Genomic DNA, 17,881 nt, shown 5'->3' on the forward strand with positions numbered 1-17,881 from the left:
TCGCGAACCTTCTTCAACGGTCGAAGATACAGATACAGGACTAAGTAACATGTCTAAAATTTTTGATTTCGTAAAACCGGGCGTCATCACTGGCGACGACGTTCAGAAAGTGTTCCAGGTAGCGAAAGAAAACAACTTTGCACTGCCGGCGGTAAACTGCGTAGGTACTGACTCCATCAACGCCGTTCTGGAAGCTGCTGCGAAAGTTCGCTCTCCGGTTATCGTTCAGTTCTCTAACGGCGGCGCGGCGTTCATCGCAGGTAAAGGCGTGAAAACTGACGTTCCTCAGGGTGCTGCTATCCTCGGCGCTATCTCTGGCGCGCACCACGTGCACCAGATGGCTGAGCACTACGGCGTGCCGGTTATCCTGCACACTGACCACTGCGCGAAGAAACTGCTGCCGTGGATCGACGGCCTGCTGGACGCGGGTGAAAAACACTTCGCCGCTACCGGCAAACCGCTGTTCTCTTCTCACATGATCGACCTGTCTGAAGAGTCTCTGCACGAAAACATCGAAATCTGCTCTAAATACCTGGCGCGCATGGCCAAAATGGACATGACCCTGGAAATCGAACTGGGTTGCACCGGTGGCGAAGAAGACGGCGTGGACAACAGCCACATGGACGCTTCCGCCCTGTACACCCAGCCGGAAGACGTGGATTACGCGTACACCGAGCTGAGCAAAATCAGCCCGCGCTTCACCATCGCCGCTTCCTTCGGTAACGTACACGGCGTGTACAAACCGGGTAACGTCGTTCTGACCCCGACTATCCTGCGCGACTCTCAGGAATATGTTTCCAAGAAACACAACCTGCCGCACAACAGCCTGAACTTCGTCTTCCACGGCGGTTCCGGTTCTTCCGCTCAGGAAATCAAAGACTCCGTTAGCTACGGCGTAGTGAAAATGAACATCGATACCGACACCCAATGGGCAACCTGGGACGGTATCCTGCAGTACTACAAAACTAACGAAGCTTACCTGCAGGGCCAGCTGGGCAACCCGAAAGGCGAAGACCAGCCGAACAAGAAATACTACGATCCGCGCGTATGGCTGCGTGCTGCACAGACTTCCATGGTGACTCGTCTGGAGCAGGCATTTAAAGAGCTGAACGCGATCGACGTTCTGTAAGAAAAATCTGTTTCTTACCCTGAGGCCCGCAGCAATGCGGGCTTTTTTATTAGCTTAACAACAGGATAGCGCGGCAGAAAACTGTGATCCATTTGGCAAAACGTGCACTTATTGTTTACCCTATAACCTGACTGCCCTGTCGCAGGCTGAGTTATTTACTTCCCCCTGGGGGATTCATAAGGAATGTTAAATGGAAGATTTGAACGTTGTCGATAGCATCAACCACGCCGGGACGTGGCTGGCACGCAACCAGGAGCTGCTGCTGAGCTATGCCGTCAACATCGTCGCGGCTATCGCTATCCTGATCGTCGGGATGATCGTGGCGCGCGTCGTCTCTAACACCGTCAACCGCCTGATGCTGGCGCGTAAAATTGACGCCACCGTTGCCGATTTTCTCTCCGCGCTGGTGCGCTATGCGGTTATCGCCTTTACGCTGATTGCCGCCCTGGGCCGCGTGGGCGTGCAGACCGCCTCGGTCATTGCGGTACTGGGCGCCGCGGGTTTAGCCGTCGGTCTGGCGCTGCAGGGGTCACTGTCTAACCTCGCGGCTGGCGTACTGCTGGTGATGTTCCGCCCGTTCCGCGCCGGTGAATATGTCGATCTCGGCGGCATTGCGGGTACCGTACAGAATGTGCAGATTTTCTCCACGACCCTGCGCACCGTCGATGGCAAAATCGTGGTGGTGCCGAACGGCAAAATTATCGCCGGCAACATCATTAACTTCTCCCGCGAACCGGCGCGCCGCAATGAGTTTATTATCGGCGTCTCTTATGATGCCGATATCGACAAGGTGAAGCAGCTCCTGACCTCGATTATCGAATCTGACGATCGTATTCTGCGCGATCGGGAAATGACGGTGCGCCTGAACGAACTCGGCGCCTCGTCGGTGAACTTCGTGGTGCGCGTGTGGAGCAAAAGCAGCGATCTGCAAAACGTCTACTGGGATATCCTCGAGCGCATCAAGCGTGAATTTGACGCCAATGGCATCAGCTTCCCTTATCCGCAGATGGATGTTCATGTGGTGCGCCTGCCGGAAAAAGCCGAGTAAACCACCACTCAGTGACTCAGGCCGGCCATGCCGGCCTTTTTTAATGGCTCACTATTAGCTTCGCTTATTAATGATTAATACTTTCAATTTCCGCTAATAATTTATTCGCGTTATAGTCAGCGCCACTCTCGAAGACAGCGGAAAAATCCTCATGTTTACCTATTACTTTCAGGGCCTTGCCCTGGGAGCGGCAATGATTTTGCCGCTTGGCCCACAAAATGCTTTCGTGATGAACCAGGGCATCCGTCGTCAGTATCACCTGATGATTGCCTTGCTGTGCGCCGTCAGCGACTTGCTGCTGATCTGCGCCGGCATTTTTGGCGGCAGCGCGCTGCTGATGCAGTCCCCCTGGCTACTGGCGCTCGTGACCTGGGGCGGCGTGGCCTTTTTACTGTGGTACGGCTTTGGCGCGCTGAAGACGGCGTTCAGTCAGAATCTTGAGCTCGCCAGCGCCGAGGCGATGCAGCAGGGGCGCTGGAAAATCATTATCACTATGCTGGCGGTCACCTGGCTGAATCCGCACGTTTATCTGGATACGTTTGTGGTGCTGGGCAGCCTGGGAGGCCAGCTGGCGATGGAGCCGAAGCGCTGGTTTGCGCTGGGAACCATTAGCGCCTCTTTCCTGTGGTTCTTTGGTCTGGCGCTGTTGGCCGCCTGGCTGGCGCCGCGGCTGCGTACCGCCAGAGCCCAGCGGATCATCAACATTGTCGTCGGCGCCGTCATGTGGTTTATTGCGTTTCAGCTGGCAAAAGAGGGCGTCGTCCATATCCAGGCGTTGCTCAACTAAGCGTTGTCCGATGGACTTTCCTGCTGTACGCGCTAAGCTTGCTGGCATGCGTCCCGTAAGGGCGATTCAAGTAACATGGAGAAACGACAGTGAAGTTAAAAGTCTTAGCCCTGGCGGCAACACTCGGATTTAGCACGATGGCGGCACAGGCAAGCGAATTGCCGGACGGTCCGCACATTGTGACTTCAGGCACAGCAAGCGTTGCTGCGGTTCCGGATATCGCTACCCTGGCGATCGAAGTGAACGTGGCGGCAAAAGATGCCGCATCGGCAAAAAAACAGGCTGACGATCGCGTTGCGCAATACCTCTCTTTCCTCGAAAAGAGCGGCATTGCGAAAAAAGACATCAACTCGGCGAATCTGCGTACCCAACCTGATTACGACTATCAGAACGGGAAAAGCATTCTGAAAGGCTATCGCGCGGTGCGCACCGTCGAAGTGACCTTGCGCCAGCTGGATAAGCTCAACGGTCTGCTGGATGGCGCCCTGAAAGCCGGTCTGAACGAAATTCGCTCCGTCTCGCTGGGCGTTGCGCAACCGGACGCTTACAAAGATAAAGCGCGTAAAGCGGCGATCGACGACGCCGTGCACCAGGCGCAGGAGCTGGCCGCAGGTTTCCACAGCAAGCTGGGGCCAGTGTACAGCGTACGCTACCATGTCTCTAATTATCAGCCGAGCCCGATGGTTCGCATGATGAAGGCCGCTGACGCTGCGCCGGTTTCCGCCCAGGAAACCTACGAGCAGGCGACTATCCAGTTTGACGACCAGGTCGACGTCGTGTTTGAACTGCAGCCGGCGCAGGCCGCGGCACCGGCGAAACCGGCTGAAGCGCCGAAACCGGCCCAGTAAGCGATAGAAACAAAAAAGCCACTTCAGCGAAGTGGCTTTTTTTATGCCCGCGGCTTAATCCTGACGCAGCACCTTGTGACCGTAGTCGATGAGCGCATCGGTCACCCGCCGCATCATGCGGCTTTCCGGGGCAAAGCGGTGCCAGTAGAGCATACGGCGCTGAAACAGGCCGGGAGTGAGATCGATAAGCTCGCCGCTGTTGAGCTCTTTTTCGATCTGCAGATGCGGGATCATACAGCAGGTAGTGCCCTGGCGCGCCAGCTGGACGAAGGCTTCCGACGAGTTGACGATATGGCAAGGGACGCTGCCCGGCGGCAGGTCGAAGTTTTGCTGCAGAAAGGCCTGATGCATATCGTCCAGATGGTCGAAGGCGACGACCGGCGCTTTCAGCAGCGCCGAACGCGTTACGCCGTTCGGGAAGTAGCGTTGCGCAAACTCTTTTGAGGCGACAAACAGGTAATCGAGCGCGCCGAGCTGATCCACCAGGCAGCTTGGCAGCGCCTGCGGCTGGATACTTACCGCGCCGACCACTTCGCCACGGCGCAGGCGCTCCTGGGTGCGGGTTTCATCTTCCACCTGCAGGTTGAGACGAATAGGGGAGTCCGACAGCACATTAGCCAGCGCCGGCAGCAGCCAGGTCGCCAGACTGTCGGCGTTCACCGCCAGCGACAGCAACAGCGGCGTGGAGCCAGTCTGCTCGTCGCCCAGCCACTCCTCTTCCAGCAGTTCAACCTGGCGCAACAGAGCCAGCAATTTTTGTCCTTGCTCGGTTGGGCGCGGCGGCACGGTACGTACCAGCAGCGGCTGGCCGAACATATTTTCCAGCTGCTTAATTCGCTGTGAGACGGCGGACTGGGTAATACATAGCTTCTGCGCGGCGCGCTCAAATCCTCGTTCTCTAATCACCGCGTCCAGCGCTTGTAGTGTCCTGTAGTCCGGTCGTTTCATTATTCTGGCGTGCCCCCATAACTAATCGTTATCTCGCACTATGACATAAATTTTTATTTGATACAGACGAAATTGGTCTGCTCTGTTGTGTGATCTGCATCGCAGGGACATTTCCACTGTCGATGTTCTATAATGCGCCACAGGCATTCACATCTCGGACCATGATTATGACGCAGGATGAACTGAAAAAAGCGGTAGGTTGGGCAGCGCTGCAATACGTACAGCCAGGGACCATTGTGGGCGTTGGCACCGGCTCGACGGCGGCCCATTTTATTGACGCGCTGGGCACCATGAAAGGGCAGATCGAAGGGGCGGTCTCCAGCTCCGATGCCTCCACCGAGAAGCTGAAAAGCCTCGGGATCACCGTCTTCGATCTCAACAGCGTCGATCGCCTGGGGATCTACGTTGACGGCGCGGATGAGATCAACGGTCACATGCAGATGATCAAAGGCGGCGGCGCGGCGCTGACCCGTGAGAAGATCATCGCTTCGGTGGCCGATAAATTTATCTGCATCGCCGATGCCTCCAAGCAGGTCGATATTCTGGGCAAATTCCCGCTGCCGGTTGAAGTCATTCCGATGGCGCGCAGCGCCGTTGCACGCCAGCTGGTCAAGCTGGGCGGTCGTCCGGAATACCGTCAGGGCGTGGTGACCGATAACGGCAACGTGATCCTTGACGTGCACGGCCTGGAAATTCTCGATGCTATCGCGCTGGAAAACGCGATTAACGGCATTCCTGGCGTCGTGACCGTAGGGCTGTTCGCCAATCGCGGCGCCGACGTGGCGCTGATCGGCACCGCTGACGGTGTGAAAACCATCGTAAAATAGTCTGTCTGCAGGGAGCCAACCGGCTCCCTCGCAAATATTTTTTCACCTGGTGCAATTTAGTGACTTCTGTCACATTTGTGCAACCATTCTGATTAACGCGCTACCGTTCATTATCTTTCTGGTGTTTTGTCCTGCCATTTCCTTCTGAATGACATTTCTTCAGGACGGCGACGCAAACGTTCATATTGCCGCGATAGTTTTTTTTGATATGTTGCTGAGACGAACTTTCGTTCAGCACGACATCAGTTAAGACAAAACAGGACGGGGAAATGGCTAAGGTATCACTGGAAAAAGACAAGATTAAATTTCTGCTGGTTGAAGGTGTGCATCAAAAGGCAATCGATAGCCTTCGCGCGGCAGGTTACACCAACATTGAATTTCATAAAGGCGCGCTGGATTCCGAACAGCTGAAAGCGTCGATCCGTGATGCCCATTTCATCGGCCTGCGTTCCCGTACCCATCTGACTGAAGAGATTTTCGCCGCGGCGGAAAAACTGGTTGCCGTCGGCTGCTTCTGCATCGGTACCAACCAGGTGGATCTGAACGCCGCCGCGAAGCGCGGTATTCCGGTGTTTAACGCGCCATTCTCCAATACCCGTTCGGTGGCCGAGCTGGTGATCGGTGAGCTGCTGCTGCTGCTGCGCGGCGTGCCGGAAGCCAACGCTAAGGCGCATCGCGGCGTATGGAATAAGCTGGCGGTGGGGAGCTTTGAAGCGCGCGGCAAGAAACTGGGGATTATCGGTTACGGCCACATCGGCACCCAGCTCGGCATTCTGGCGGAATCGCTGGGGATGCATGTTTTCTTCTATGATATTGAGAACAAACTGCCGCTCGGCAACGCCACTCAGGTACAGCATCTCTCCGACCTGCTGAACATGAGCGACGTGGTCAGCCTGCACGTGCCGGAAAACGCCTCCACCAAAAATATGATGGGCGCGGAAGAGCTGGCGCTGATGAAGCCGGGCGCGCTGCTGATCAACGCCTCCCGCGGTACCGTGGTGGATATTCCGGCGCTATGCGATGCGCTGGCGAGTAAGCATCTGGCCGGGGCGGCAATCGACGTCTTCCCGACCGAACCCGCGACCAACAGCGACCCCTTCACTTCGCCGCTGTGCGAATTTGATAACGTGATCCTGACTCCGCATATCGGTGGCTCCACTCAGGAAGCGCAGGAGAACATCGGTCTGGAAGTGGCCGGCAAGCTGGCGAAGTACTCTGACAACGGGTCAACCCTGTCGGCGGTTAACTTCCCGGAAGTTTCTCTGCCGCTGCACGGCGGACGCCGTCTGCTGCACATCCATGAGAACCGGCCGGGCGTCCTGACCGCCATCAACCAGATCTTCGCCGCGCAGAGCATCAACATTGCCGCCCAGTATCTGCAAACGTCGCCGCAGATGGGTTACGTGGTTATTGATATCGAAGCGGAAGAAGACGTTGCCCAGCAGGCGCTGCAGGCAATGAAAGCGATCCCGGGGACTATCCGCGCCCGTCTGCTGTTCTAATCATTTTTGCCTCTCGGGCAGGTCGCGTACCTGCCCGTTTTTTTGTTAATACTTTCCAGGCTGAATTTCTCGTCCCCGCGTACCTACCAACACCAGGTTTTGCCCGGGGTGATCACCGCCGGCAGCGGGATATCCCACTCTTCGCTCGGCAGGGTGTCCACCTGCTGGCAGTCGTGCGCGTAGCCCACCGGCTGCAGGCGATACTGCTGCCAGTGTTGCAGCGTCCGGTCGTAAAAACCGCCACCCATCCCCAGCCGTTGGCCGCCGGCATCGAAGGCCACCAGCGGGGTGACCAGCACATCGAGTTCAGCGAGCGGCAGCACGTCGCGCACGTCGAGCTTCGGTTCGCGGATCTTCAGGCGATTCACTATCAGTTCGCTCTGCGGATGGTAATGTAAAAACAGCAGGTTACCGGGGCTAAACGGATGCAGCACCGGGAGATAGACTCGCTTACCGGCCCGCCAGAGCTGGTCGATCAGCGGTTGGGTGTCCAGCTCGCCGTCAAAGGAGAGAAACAGCGCCACGGTGTGGGCGAGAACCACCGGCGGCCAGGCCATCATCCGCTCTGCGGCCTGCAGGGCAAACTGCCGCTGTTGCTCAGGGCTGAGCGCGCGTCGACGCTCGCGGATCTGCTGGCGAATGTGCTGGCGGGAGAGCAGGGTATCGGGCTGTAGAGTCATGCAGGTCTCATGGCGAGCAGGCGAAACAATAGAAAACAGTGTAATACAGTGCGGCATCAGCCGAAAACAGGCGTGGGGAAATAATGCGAGGTAAGGAAGGGAATCTCCGAGATGCCGCCGCAGGCTGTAACCCTTGAACCCTTGGTTCAAGGTGAATGTGTCGTCACAGTTTTAAGGCTTCTCGGACGGACCGAGCATGCTCACCAACCGTGGAGCGCCACATTCTTGTGGTATGAAATATCGGCTCAGGGGACTGGCCCGCTTGCAAACATCTCAGAGAAATTTTGTTCCTGGAGTTACTCTAACACAGTTAACTGCAAAGTGTTATTCAAACTTCGACCCTGGTCTTTCGCTTATGCGACCTTGCTCAAGCAATGCTTGCTCGATGGTCTGCTGAAGCATGCGAATGCGCTGCTCCATACTGGAAGCGTAGTCGCGGGTCTTCGCTTTTTCCTGAGTCAACTCATAGCTGATGTTCAACGCGGCGATGAAGACCAGCTGCTCAGTATTTGTGACTCTAGTGCGTTCTTTTAAATCTTGCAACCGCTGATTAAGGTCTTCAGCTGCCTGATTCAGGGCATCCCTTTGTTCAGGCGGGCAATTCACTCGCAGTGAACGGCCGAAAATTTGGAGATCTACGGGTTGTGCAGACATGCCACCTTCCTGCTGATTGACTGCGCTGCCTTCACACCCTGACCCGGGTCTGCGAAGGGGCGACACTATAGCTACCCTGGTGCGAAGATACAAGCCCTATTCTGGTTCACCAGGGTCCAAAGTGGTAGCATACCATGAATATTCCTCCCAACGATGACGAATGCGCATGTCTATACAGAACGAAATGCCTGGTTACAACGATGTAGACCAGTTACTGAACCAACAAGGGGTAGGGCTTACCCCGGCCGAGATGCACGGTTTGATCAGCGGATTACTGTGCGGCGGCAACACGGACAGCAGCTGGCAGCCGCTGGTGCACGACCTGACCAACGAAGGTCTCGCCTTCGGCCATGAGCTTGCCCAGGCGCTGCGTAACATGCATTCCGCCATCAGCGACTCACTGGATGACGATGGCTTCCTCTTTCAACTGTATCTGCCGGAAGGCGATGCGGTGAGCGTCTTTGACCGCGCCGACGCCCTCGCCGGCTGGGTCAACCACTTCCTTCTCGGCCTTGGCGTTAGCCAGCCGAAGCTGGATAAAGTGAAAGACGAAACCGGGGAAGCGATTGACGATCTGCGTAATATTGCCCAACTGGGCTACGATGAAGACGAAGATCAGGAAGAGCTGGAGATGTCTCTGGAGGAGATTATCGAGTATGTCCGCGTAGCCGCACTGCTGTGCCACGACACCTTTGCGCGTCAGCAGCCAACCGCACCGGAAGTCCGCAAACCGACATTACACTAACTAAAATTCGTTCAGGGGGCGTCATGACTCAGCAGGAATTTCTCTCGCGTCGCCAGGCGCTGTTGGCGCAGATGCAGCCAGGCAGCGCGGCGCTGATTTTCGCCGCACCGGAAGCGGTGCGCAGTGCAGATTCGGAATATCCCTACCGGCAGAACAGCGATTTCTGGTACTTCACCGGCTTCAACGAACCGGAAGCGCTGCTGGTGTTGATTAAAAGCGATGAAACCCACAACCATAGCGTGCTGTTCAACCGGGTTCGCGATCTGACCGCTGAGATCTGGTTCGGTCGCCGTCTGGGCCAGGAGGCCGCGCCGGCGAAGCTGGGCGTTGACCGGGCGCTGGCGTTCAGCGAAATCAACCAGCAGCTGTATCAGCTGCTCAACGGTCTGGACGCTATCTATTTTGCCCAGGGCGAATATGCCTATGCCGATGAGATTGTGTTCAACGCCCTCGAAAAACTCCGCAAAGGCTCGCGGCAGAACCTGCAGGCGCCGAACTCGGTGATCGACTGGCGGCCCATTGTGCATGAGATGCGCCTGTTCAAATCCGCGGAAGAGCTGGCCGTGATGCGCCGCGCCGGGGAGATCAGCGCCCTGGCCCATACCCGGGCGATGGAAAAATGCCGCCCTGGCATGTTCGAGTATCAGCTGGAGGGCGAAATTCTCCATGAATTCAATCGCCACGGCGCGCGCTTCCCCTCCTATAACACCATCGTTGGCGGCGGCGAAAACGGCTGCATTCTGCACTACACCGAAAACGAATCTGAACTGCGCGACGGCGATTTAGTGCTGATTGACGCCGGCTGCGAGTATCGCGGCTATGCCGGCGACATTACCCGCACCTTCCCGGTGAACGGCAAATTCAGCCAGCCGCAGCGCGAAATCTACGATATCGTGCTGGAATCGCTGGAGACCGCGCTGGAACTCTATCGCCCGGGCACCTCAATCTGCCAGGTGAACCAGGAAGTGGTGCGCATTATGATCACCGGCCTGGTGCGGCTGGGGATCCTCAAAGGCGAGGTTGACGAGCTGATCGCCAACAATGCCCACCGCCCGTACTTTATGCACGGTCTGAGCCACTGGCTGGGGCTGGATGTACACGATGTCGGTCACTACGACACCGACCGTTCTCGCGTCCTGGAGCCGGGGATGGTGCTGACCGTCGAACCGGGGCTGTATATCGCCGCCGACGCCGACGTGCCGGCGCAGTACCGCGGCATCGGCATCCGTATTGAAGATGACATCGTCATTACCGAAGACGGCAACGAAAATCTCACCGCCGGCGTGGTGAAGAAGGCGGATGAGATCGAAGCGCTGATGGCGGCGGCGCGCCAGTCATGAGCGTGCTGATCGTCGGCGGCGGGATGACCGGGGCGACGCTCGCCCTGGCCATCTCCCGTTTGACCGGCGGCGCGCTGCCGGTCCATCTGATTGAGGCGCAGGATCCCCAGTCGGCTCGCCATCCCGGCTTCGACGACCGGGCGATCGCCCTGGCCGCCGGCACCTGCCAGCAGCTGGCGCGCATCGGTGTCTGGCAACGTCTCGCCGAGCGGGCGACGGCTATCCAGCGGGTACACGTCAGCGACCGCGGCCATGCCGGTTTTGTGAATCTGGCGGCGGCGGATTATCGCCTGCCGGCGCTGGGTCAGGTGGTTGAACTCCACGATGTCGGCCAGCGACTGTTTAGCCTGCTGCGCGAGGCGCCGGGCGTGACGCTGCATTGCCCGGCGAAGGTGGCAGCGGTCAGCCGCAGCCAGGAGAGCGTCAGCCTTACCCTTGAGGGGGGCGAAACGATCAGCGGCAAGCTGCTGGTGGCAGCGGACGGTTCGCGTTCGTCGCTGGGCGCCCGCTGCGGCATCAGCTGGCAACAGCAGCCCTATGAGCAACTGGCGATTATCGCCAACGTAAGCACCGCGCTGCCCCACGAAGGCCGCGCTTTCGAACGTTTTACCGAGCATGGCCCGCTGGCGATGCTGCCGATGTCGCAAGGGCGCTGCTCGCTGGTGTGGTGTCATCCGCAGTCGCGCCGCGACGAGGTGCTGAGCTGGTCTGACGAACGCTTTTGTCAGGAGCTGCAGCAGGCGTTCGGCTGGCGTTTGGGGCGCATTACCCACGCCGGGAAGCGCAGCGTCTATCCGCTGGCCCTCACCACCGCCAGCCGCGCGGTGTCGCACCGCCTGGCGCTGGTCGGTAACGCGGCGCAGACGCTGCACCCGATTGCCGGGCAGGGCTTTAATCTCGGCCTGCGCGATGTGATGAGTCTGGCGGAGCTGCTCGCTGACGCCCATCTCAGCGGCGAAGATGTCGGCCATTATCCGCTGCTGTGTCGCTATCAGGCGCGCAGAACAGGGGATAAAGCCGCCACCATCGGCGTGACCGATGGGCTGGTGCATCTGTTTGCCAACCGTTGGGCGCCGCTGGTGGCGGGGCGCAATGTCGGTCTGATGGCCATGGAATTATTTACCCCGGCGCGCGATGCGCTGGCGCAGCGTACCCTCGGTTGGGTTCCCCGTTAAGGAGTAGAACGTGCAAAGTGTTGATGTTGCCATTGTTGGCGGTGGAATGGTGGGGCTGGCGGTAGCCTGCGGTTTACAGGGCAGCGGCCTGCGCGTCGCGGTGCTGGAGAAAGCGGAGCCGCAGCCGCTGGCTGCCGATGCGCCGCCGGCGCTGCGCGTGTCGGCAATAAACGCCGCCAGCGAAAAGCTGCTGACGAAGCTGGACGTCTGGCGCGAGATCGTTGCCCGACGCGCCAGCTGCTATCACGGAATGGAAGTGTGGGACAAAGACAGCTTCGGCCGCATTAGCTTTGATGACCAGAGCATGGGCTTCAGCCATCTGGGCCATATTATTGAAAACGCCGTGGTGCATTATGCGCTGTGGCAGAAGGCGCAGCGCTGCGCCGACGTCACCCTGCTGGCGCCTGCGCAACTGCAGCAGGTGGCGTGGGGCGAAAATGAGGCCTTTCTCAGCCTGCAGGACGGCAGCATGCTCACCGCGCGTCTGGTGATCGGCGCCGATGGGGCGAATTCGTGGCTGCGCAATAAAGCCGATATTCCGCTGACCTTCTGGGATTACCATCATCACGCGCTGGTGGCGACTATCCGTACCGCTGAGCCGCATCAGGCGGTGGCGCGCCAGGTATTTCATGGCGACGGGATCCTCGCCTTCCTGCCGCTCTGCGATCCGCACCTGTGCTCGATCGTCTGGTCGCTGTCGCCGGCGGAGGCGCAGCGGATGCAGGAGGCTGATGAAGCCACCTTTAACCAGGCGTTAAATATCGCCTTCGATAATGGCCTTGGCCTCTGCCAGCTGGAAAGCGCACGTGAAGTCTTCCCGCTGACCGGCCGCTATGCCCGCCAGTTCGCCGCCCACCGCCTGGCGCTGGTCGGCGATGCCGCGCATACCATCCACCCGCTGGCCGGGCAGGGCGTCAACCTCGGCTTTATGGATGCCGCCGAGCTTATCGACGAACTGAAGCGTCTGCACGCCCAGGGCAAAGATATCGGCCAGCATCTTTATCTGCGCCGCTACGAGCGCAGCCGCAAGCACAGCGCCGCGCTGATGCTGGCGGGTATGCAGGGCTTCCGCGACATGTTTTCCGGTAGCCATCCGGCGAAGAAGTTCCTCCGCGACATGGGGCTGAAACTGGCCGATACGCTGCCGGGCGTGAAACCGCAGCTGATTCGCCAGGCGATGGGCCTTAACGATCTGCCTGCCTGGTTACGTTAACCGCGTCACACTTCTTTCACCCGGCCTGCGCGCCGGGTTTTCCCCCTCATTTGAAATATTCTAATTTCACCTCTTTTTTCGCATTAGATTTATTAATGCGTCCTTTTTTTTGTTAAAGAAATTAGGGCTATAAAATCGCACAAAACACCATCATTACCTAATTAGAGCCGCGGTATTGTTAATTTTATGTGGCGTAAATCGCTTTTTCCCAGTCAATAACTCTGTAGGCTTTTCGGCGGATTTTAGTCATAAGCTAATGTGATGCCCTGAATGAGCTTATGGTTTAGCGCCGGGTTCGGTGGTAAGTTCAGGCAAAAGAGAACGTTTGCGTCGGTGTCCGTCAGCGATGCCGACGCCCCATTTCGTGGCGAAAAATCGCCGACAATCTCGTGGCTGGTTCCGTTTTATTCGATGAGGAAAAGATGGCTCAACAGACTCCGTTGTATGAACAACACACGCTGTGCGGCGCGCGCATGGTGGATTTCCATGGCTGGATGATGCCGCTGCATTACGGATCCCAGATTGATGAGCACCATGCGGTGCGCGGCGACGCAGGCATGTTCGATGTGTCGCATATGACCATCGTTGATTTCCACGGCAGCCGGACCAGAGAGTTCTTGCGCTATTTGCTGGCCAACGACGTGGCGAAGCTCACCACTCCGGGCAAAGCGCTCTACACCGGCATGCTGACCGCCTCCGCCGGCGTCATCGACGACCTGATTGTCTATTTCCTCTCTGAAGATTATTTCCGCCTTGTTGTTAACTCCGCCACCCGCGAAAAAGACCTCGCCTGGATTTCCGAACAAGCTGAACCTTACGGCCTTGAAATCATCGTTCGCGACGATCTGTCGCTGATCGCGGTTCAGGGGCCGCAGGCGAAAGCGAAGGCGGCGACGCTGTTCACCGACGCGCAGCGTCAGGCCGTGGAAGGTATGAAGCCGTTCTTCGGCGTGCAGGCCGGCGAGCTGTTTATCGCCACCACCGGCTATACCGGCGAAGCGGGTTATGAAATCGCCATGCCGAACGAGCAGGCGGCGGATTTCTGGCGCGGTCTGCTGGACGCTGGCGTTAAGCCGTGCGGTCTCGGCGCGCGCGATACCCTGCGCCTGGAGGCCGGGATGAACCTGTATGGCCAGGAGATGGACGAAGGCGTCTCTCCGCTGGCGGCGAATATGGGCTGGACTATTGCCTGGGAACCGGCGGATCGTAATTTTATCGGTCGCGAAGCGCTGGAGATGCAGCGTGAAAAGGGCACCGAACAGCTGGTTGGCCTGGTGATGACCGAGAAAGGCGTCCTGCGCGGCGGCCTGCCGGTACGTTTTACCGATAGCGACGGTACTCAAAAAGAAGGCATTATCACCAGCGGCACCTTCTCGCCGACCCTGGGCTACAGTATCGCGCTGGCTCGCGTGCCGGCCGGGATAGGCGACACCGCGGTGGTGCAAATTCGTAACCGTGAAATGCCGGTAAAAGTGACTAAACCTGGTTTTGTACGCAATGGCAAAGCCATTGTGTGATTTCCCTTTTTTGGAGATGAATTGATGAGCAACGTACCAGCAGAACTGAAATACAGCAAAGAACACGAGTGGCTGCGTAAAGAAGCGGACGGCACCTATACCGTCGGGATCACCGAGCATGCGCAGGAGCTGCTGGGCGATATGGTATTCGTTGATCTGCCGGAAGTGGGCGCCACCGTTGAAGCGGGCGCCGATTGCGCGGTTGCCGAATCCGTGAAGGCGGCTTCCGATATTTATGCCCCGATCAGCGGTGAAATCGTTGCCGTTAACGAAGAGCTGAACGACTCGCCGGAACTGGTCAACAGCGACCCGTACACCGACGGCTGGATCTTCAAAATCAAAGCCAGCGATGAAGCGCAGGTTGCCGCGCTGCTGGATGCGACCGCCTATGAAGCTCTGTTAGAAGACGAATAAATACGTTTCATCCTTCACGCTGCAGGGGCGTTGGCTTCCTGCCGCGCGGACGATTTTGCGTATTCCGGCCCGGTAAGCATCAGCGTTTGCCGGGCAAACCAGTCAGACAATCACGATTCACCGCACGTTTCAGGAACCATCGCTCATGACTCAGACTTTAAGTCAGCTTGAAAACCGCGACGCCTTTATCGAACGTCACATTGGCCCGGACGCTCAGCAGCAGCAAGAGATGCTGAAGACCGTCGGCGCGGATTCGCTTAACGCCCTGATCGGCCAGATTGTGCCGCAGGATATCCAGCTGGCGACCCCACCGCAGGTGGGCGACGCGACAACCGAATTCGCCGCGCTGGCAGAGCTGAAGGCGATCGCCGGTCGCAACAAGCGCTTCAAGTCTTACATCGGCATGGGCTACACCGCCGTGCAGCTGCCGCCGGTTATTCAGCGCAACATGCTGGAAAATCCGGGCTGGTATACCGCCTATACCCCTTACCAGCCGGAAGTCTCCCAGGGCCGTCTGGAATCACTGCTCAACTTCCAGCAGGTTACGCTGGATCTCACCGGGCTGGATATTGCTTCCGCTTCGCTGCTCGATGAAGCGACCGCCGCCGCCGAAGCGATGGCGATGGCCAAACGCGTCAGCAAACTGAAAAACGCCAACCGTTTCTTCGTCGCCGCCGACGTCCATCCGCAAACCCTGGACGTGGTGCGCACTCGTGCGGAAACCTTCGGTTTCGACGTGATCGTCGATGACGCCGACAAAGTGCTCGATCACCAGGATGTTTTCGGCGTGCTGCTGCAGCAGGTGGGCACCACCGGCGAAATCCACGATTACAGCAAACTGATCGCCGAGCTTAAAGCGCGCAAAGTGATTGTCAGCGTCGCTGCCGACTTTATGGCGCTGGTGCTGCTGACGGCGCCGGGCAAGCAGGGCGCGGATATCGTCTTCGGCTCCGCCCAACGCTTCGGCGTGCCGATGGGCTATGGCGGCCCGCACGCGGCCTTCTTCGCGGCGAAAGATGAATTCAAACGCTCCATGCCGGGCCGGATTATCGGCGTATCGAAAGATGCGGCGGGGAACACCGCGCTGCGCATGGCGATGCAGACTCGCGAACAGCACATCCGCCGCGAGAAAGCGAACTCCAATATTTGTACCTCGCAGGTGCTGCTGGCCAACATCGCCAGCCTGTACGCGGTATTCCACGGCCCGGCGGGTCTGAAACGTATCGCAGGCCGCATTCATCGCCTGACCGACATTCTGGCCGATGGCCTGCAGAAGAAAGGGCTGAAGCTGCGTCATGCCCACTACTTTGACACCCTGTGCGTGGAAGTGGCGGATAAAGCCGCGGTGCTGGCGCGTGCCGAAGCCCTGCAGATTAACCTGCGCAGCGATATTCACGGCGCGGTGGGCATTACGCTCGATGAAGCGACCACACGCGAAGACGTGCTCAACCTGTTCCGCGCCATCGTCGGCGACGATCATGGTCTGGACATCGATACCCTGGATAAAGACGTGGCGCTGGACAGCCGCTCCATCCCGGCGGCGATGCTGCGCGACGATGCGATCCTCACCCATCCGGTGTTCAACCGCTACCATAGCGAGACCGAGATGATGCGCTACATGCACGCCCTGGAGCGTAAAGATCTGGCGCTGAACCAGGCGATGATCCCGCTGGGCTCCTGCACCATGAAGCTGAACGCCGCGGCGGAGATGATCCCCATCACCTGGCCGGAGTTCGCTGAGCTGCACCCGTTCTGCCCGGTAGAGCAGGCGGAAGGGTATCATCAGATGATCGCTCAGCTCTCCGACTGGCTGGTGAAACTGACCGGCTATGACGCCGTCTGCATGCAGCCGAACTCCGGCGCGCAGGGCGAATATGCTGGCCTGCTGGCGATTCGCCACTACCACGAGAGCCGCAACGAAGGCCATCGCGATATCTGCCTGATCCCAAGCTCCGCGCACGGCACCAACCCGGCTTCCGCGCAGATGGCGGGTATGCAGGTGGTGGTGGTCGCGTGCGACAAAAACGGCAACATCGATCTCGCCGACCTGCGTGAAAAAGCAGAGCAGGCGGGGGCGAATCTCTCCTGCATCATGGTCACCTATCCGTCGACCCACGGCGTATATGAAGAGACCATTCGCGAAGTGTGCGAGATCGTGCACCAGTTCGGCGGCCAGGTTTACCTTGACGGCGCCAACATGAACGCCCAGGTCGGGATCACCTCTCCGGGCTATATCGGCGCTGACGTTTCGCACCTCAACCTGCATAAAACGTTCTGCATTCCGCACGGCGGCGGCGGCCCGGGTATGGGCCCAATCGGCGTGAAAGCGCACCTGGCGCCGTTCGTGCCGGGTCACAGCGTGGTGCAGATTGAAGGGATGCTGACCCGTCAGGGCGCGGTTTCCGCTGCGCCGTTCGGCAGCGCGTCCATCCTGCCGATCAGCTGGATGTATATCCGTATGATGGGCGCGGAAGGGCTGAAGCAGGCGAGCCAGAACGCGATCCTTAACGCCAACTACATCGCTACCCGTCTGAAAGACGCCTACCCGGTGCTCTACACCGGTCGCGATGGTCGCGTGGCGCACGAATGTATTCTCGATATTCGTCCGCTGAAAGAAGAGACCGGCATTAGCGAGCTGGATATCGCCAAGCGCCTGATCGACTTTGGCTTCCATGCGCCGACCATGTCCTTCCCAGTAGCGGGTACGCTGATGGTTGAGCCGACGGAATCGGAAAGCAAGGTAGAGCTGGACCGCTTTATCGACGCGATGCTGGCGATCCGCGCGGAAATCGACCGCGTCAAAGCCGGTGAATGGCCGCTGGAAGACAACCCGCTGGTGAACGCGCCGCATACCCAAGGTGAGATCGTTGGGGAATGGAACCATCCGTACAGCCGCGAGCTGGCGGTATTCCCGGCGGGTCTGCACAACAAATACTGGCCGACGGTGAAACGCCTGGACGACGTGTACGGCGACCGTAATCTGTTCTGCTCCTGCGTGCCGATGAGCGAATATCAGTAACATGCGGAATTAGCTATACTTTTAAAGGCGCTGCG

16 protein-coding genes and 1 other RNA gene are annotated in these 17,881 nt (G+C 58.5%); 13 read left to right on the top strand and 4 right to left on the bottom strand.

Features of this window, described 5'->3' with window-relative positions; translation table 11 throughout:
* The first annotated feature begins 49 nt into the window (after positions 1-49).
* From fbaA to K5R89_RS01530, 4 genes are all read left to right on the top strand, one after another.
* Positions 50-1,129: a class II fructose-bisphosphate aldolase gene (gene fbaA / locus K5R89_RS01515; protein WP_008806452.1), complete on the top strand. Its 1,080-nt coding sequence runs from the start codon at positions 50-52 to the stop codon at positions 1,127-1,129.
* A gap of 190 nt (positions 1,130-1,319) precedes the next feature.
* On the top strand, positions 1,320-2,177 hold the full coding sequence (locus K5R89_RS01520; protein WP_023290985.1) for a small-conductance mechanosensitive channel MscS: 858 nt from the start codon (positions 1,320-1,322) through the stop codon (positions 2,175-2,177).
* Between the two features lie 151 nt (positions 2,178-2,328).
* Complete coding sequence (gene argO, locus K5R89_RS01525) at positions 2,329-2,964, top strand: arginine exporter ArgO (protein WP_048298259.1); 636 nt, start codon at positions 2,329-2,331, stop codon at positions 2,962-2,964.
* Positions 2,965-3,053: 89 nt separating this feature from the next.
* The gene (locus tag K5R89_RS01530) at positions 3,054-3,812 is read left to right on the top strand and encodes an oxidative stress defense protein (RefSeq protein WP_023290983.1); all 759 of its coding nucleotides are present in this window, start codon (positions 3,054-3,056) and stop codon (positions 3,810-3,812) included.
* A 54-nt stretch (positions 3,813-3,866) separates the two neighbouring features.
* On the opposite strand, the gene argP is transcribed toward K5R89_RS01530, so the two are convergent.
* Positions 3,867-4,760 carry a DNA-binding transcriptional regulator ArgP gene (argP, locus tag K5R89_RS01535; RefSeq protein ID WP_002916497.1) on the bottom strand — a complete coding sequence of 298 codons (894 nt, stop codon included), beginning with the start codon at positions 4,758-4,760 and terminating at the stop codon, positions 3,867-3,869.
* A gap of 167 nt (positions 4,761-4,927) precedes the next feature.
* On the opposite strand from argP, the gene rpiA reads away from it, so the two are divergent.
* Both rpiA and serA read left to right on the top strand, forming a co-directional pair.
* Positions 4,928-5,587, top strand: coding sequence for a ribose-5-phosphate isomerase RpiA (gene rpiA, locus K5R89_RS01540; protein ID WP_002916495.1), 660 nt, complete (start codon positions 4,928-4,930; stop codon positions 5,585-5,587).
* A gap of 269 nt (positions 5,588-5,856) precedes the next feature.
* Complete coding sequence (gene serA, locus K5R89_RS01545; RefSeq protein ID WP_008806446.1) at positions 5,857-7,089, top strand: phosphoglycerate dehydrogenase; 1,233 nt, start codon at positions 5,857-5,859, stop codon at positions 7,087-7,089.
* An 83-nt stretch (positions 7,090-7,172) separates the two neighbouring features.
* On the opposite strand, the gene K5R89_RS01550 is transcribed toward serA, so the two are convergent.
* The 3 genes from K5R89_RS01550 to zapA all read right to left on the bottom strand — a co-directional run bounded on the left by K5R89_RS01550 (position 7,173) and on the right by zapA (position 8,423).
* Positions 7,173-7,769, bottom strand: a complete 597-nt coding sequence (locus K5R89_RS01550; protein ID WP_049014205.1) for a 5-formyltetrahydrofolate cyclo-ligase — start codon at positions 7,767-7,769, stop codon at positions 7,173-7,175.
* A 99-nt stretch (positions 7,770-7,868) separates the two neighbouring features.
* Positions 7,869-8,052, bottom strand: a non-coding RNA gene (gene ssrS, locus K5R89_RS01555) — 6S RNA.
* Between the two features lie 41 nt (positions 8,053-8,093).
* Positions 8,094-8,423, bottom strand: coding sequence for a cell division protein ZapA (zapA, locus tag K5R89_RS01560; RefSeq protein ID WP_004205298.1), 330 nt, complete (start codon positions 8,421-8,423; stop codon positions 8,094-8,096).
* Between the two features lie 166 nt (positions 8,424-8,589).
* Here zapA and K5R89_RS01565 point away from each other — a divergent pair, with 166 nt between their 5' ends.
* The 7 genes from K5R89_RS01565 (at position 8,590) to gcvP (ending at position 17,846) form a co-directional block, all read left to right on the top strand.
* A complete protein-coding gene (locus K5R89_RS01565) occupies positions 8,590-9,168 on the top strand; it encodes a YecA family protein (protein WP_002916486.1) in 579 nt (192 codons plus the stop codon).
* A gap of 23 nt (positions 9,169-9,191) precedes the next feature.
* Positions 9,192-10,508, top strand: coding sequence for a Xaa-Pro aminopeptidase (gene pepP, locus K5R89_RS01570; protein ID WP_004205299.1), 1,317 nt, complete (start codon positions 9,192-9,194; stop codon positions 10,506-10,508).
* Positions 10,505-11,683: a 2-octaprenyl-6-methoxyphenyl hydroxylase gene (gene ubiH / locus K5R89_RS01575; RefSeq protein WP_023290982.1), complete on the top strand. Its 1,179-nt coding sequence runs from the start codon at positions 10,505-10,507 to the stop codon at positions 11,681-11,683. The genes pepP and ubiH overlap by 4 nt, the downstream gene beginning before the upstream one ends.
* Before the next feature lie 10 nt (positions 11,684-11,693).
* The gene (gene ubiI, locus K5R89_RS01580) at positions 11,694-12,896 is read left to right on the top strand and encodes an FAD-dependent 2-octaprenylphenol hydroxylase (protein ID WP_032454040.1); all 1,203 of its coding nucleotides are present in this window, start codon (positions 11,694-11,696) and stop codon (positions 12,894-12,896) included.
* Between the two features lie 422 nt (positions 12,897-13,318).
* Complete coding sequence (gene gcvT / locus K5R89_RS01585; RefSeq protein WP_023290980.1) at positions 13,319-14,413, top strand: glycine cleavage system aminomethyltransferase GcvT; 1,095 nt, start codon at positions 13,319-13,321, stop codon at positions 14,411-14,413.
* Between the two features lie 24 nt (positions 14,414-14,437).
* Positions 14,438-14,827 (top strand): glycine cleavage system protein GcvH, encoded by a 390-nt coding sequence (gene gcvH / locus K5R89_RS01590; protein ID WP_023290979.1) that lies wholly within the window; start codon positions 14,438-14,440, stop codon positions 14,825-14,827.
* A gap of 145 nt (positions 14,828-14,972) precedes the next feature.
* Entirely contained in the window at positions 14,973-17,846 is a 2,874-nt protein-coding gene (gcvP, locus tag K5R89_RS01595; RefSeq protein ID WP_107112160.1) for an aminomethyl-transferring glycine dehydrogenase, read from the top strand.
* The last annotated feature ends 35 nt before the right edge of the window (positions 17,847-17,881 follow it).

Source organism: Klebsiella sp. TF21-TM, assembly GCF_019753495.1.
In the GTDB taxonomy this organism is placed as follows: Bacteria; Pseudomonadota; Gammaproteobacteria; order Enterobacterales; family Enterobacteriaceae; genus Klebsiella; species Klebsiella quasipneumoniae.

Bases quoted from the DNA above. Each gene is read 5' to 3' on its own strand.
- fbaA (WP_008806452.1), top strand. From the start codon at position 50: ATGTCTAAAATTTTTGATTTCGTAAAACCGGGCGTCATCACTGGCGAC.
- K5R89_RS01520 (WP_023290985.1), top strand. From the start codon at position 1,320: ATGGAAGATTTGAACGTTGTCGATAGCATCAACCACGCCGGGACGTGG.
- argO (WP_048298259.1), top strand. From the start codon at position 2,329: ATGTTTACCTATTACTTTCAGGGCCTTGCCCTGGGAGCGGCAATGATT.
- argP (WP_002916497.1), bottom strand. From the start codon at position 4,760: ATGAAACGACCGGACTACAGGACACTACAAGCGCTGGACGCGGTGATT.
- rpiA (WP_002916495.1), top strand. From the start codon at position 4,928: ATGACGCAGGATGAACTGAAAAAAGCGGTAGGTTGGGCAGCGCTGCAA.
- serA (WP_008806446.1), top strand. From the start codon at position 5,857: ATGGCTAAGGTATCACTGGAAAAAGACAAGATTAAATTTCTGCTGGTT.
- K5R89_RS01550 (WP_049014205.1), bottom strand. From the start codon at position 7,769: ATGACTCTACAGCCCGATACCCTGCTCTCCCGCCAGCACATTCGCCAG.
- zapA (WP_004205298.1), bottom strand. From the start codon at position 8,423: ATGTCTGCACAACCCGTAGATCTCCAAATTTTCGGCCGTTCACTGCGA.
- K5R89_RS01565 (WP_002916486.1), top strand. From the start codon at position 8,590: ATGTCTATACAGAACGAAATGCCTGGTTACAACGATGTAGACCAGTTA.
- pepP (WP_004205299.1), top strand. From the start codon at position 9,192: ATGACTCAGCAGGAATTTCTCTCGCGTCGCCAGGCGCTGTTGGCGCAG.
- ubiH (WP_023290982.1), top strand. From the start codon at position 10,505: ATGAGCGTGCTGATCGTCGGCGGCGGGATGACCGGGGCGACGCTCGCC.
- gcvT (WP_023290980.1), top strand. From the start codon at position 13,319: ATGGCTCAACAGACTCCGTTGTATGAACAACACACGCTGTGCGGCGCG.
- gcvH (WP_023290979.1), top strand. From the start codon at position 14,438: ATGAGCAACGTACCAGCAGAACTGAAATACAGCAAAGAACACGAGTGG.
- gcvP (WP_107112160.1), top strand. From the start codon at position 14,973: ATGACTCAGACTTTAAGTCAGCTTGAAAACCGCGACGCCTTTATCGAA.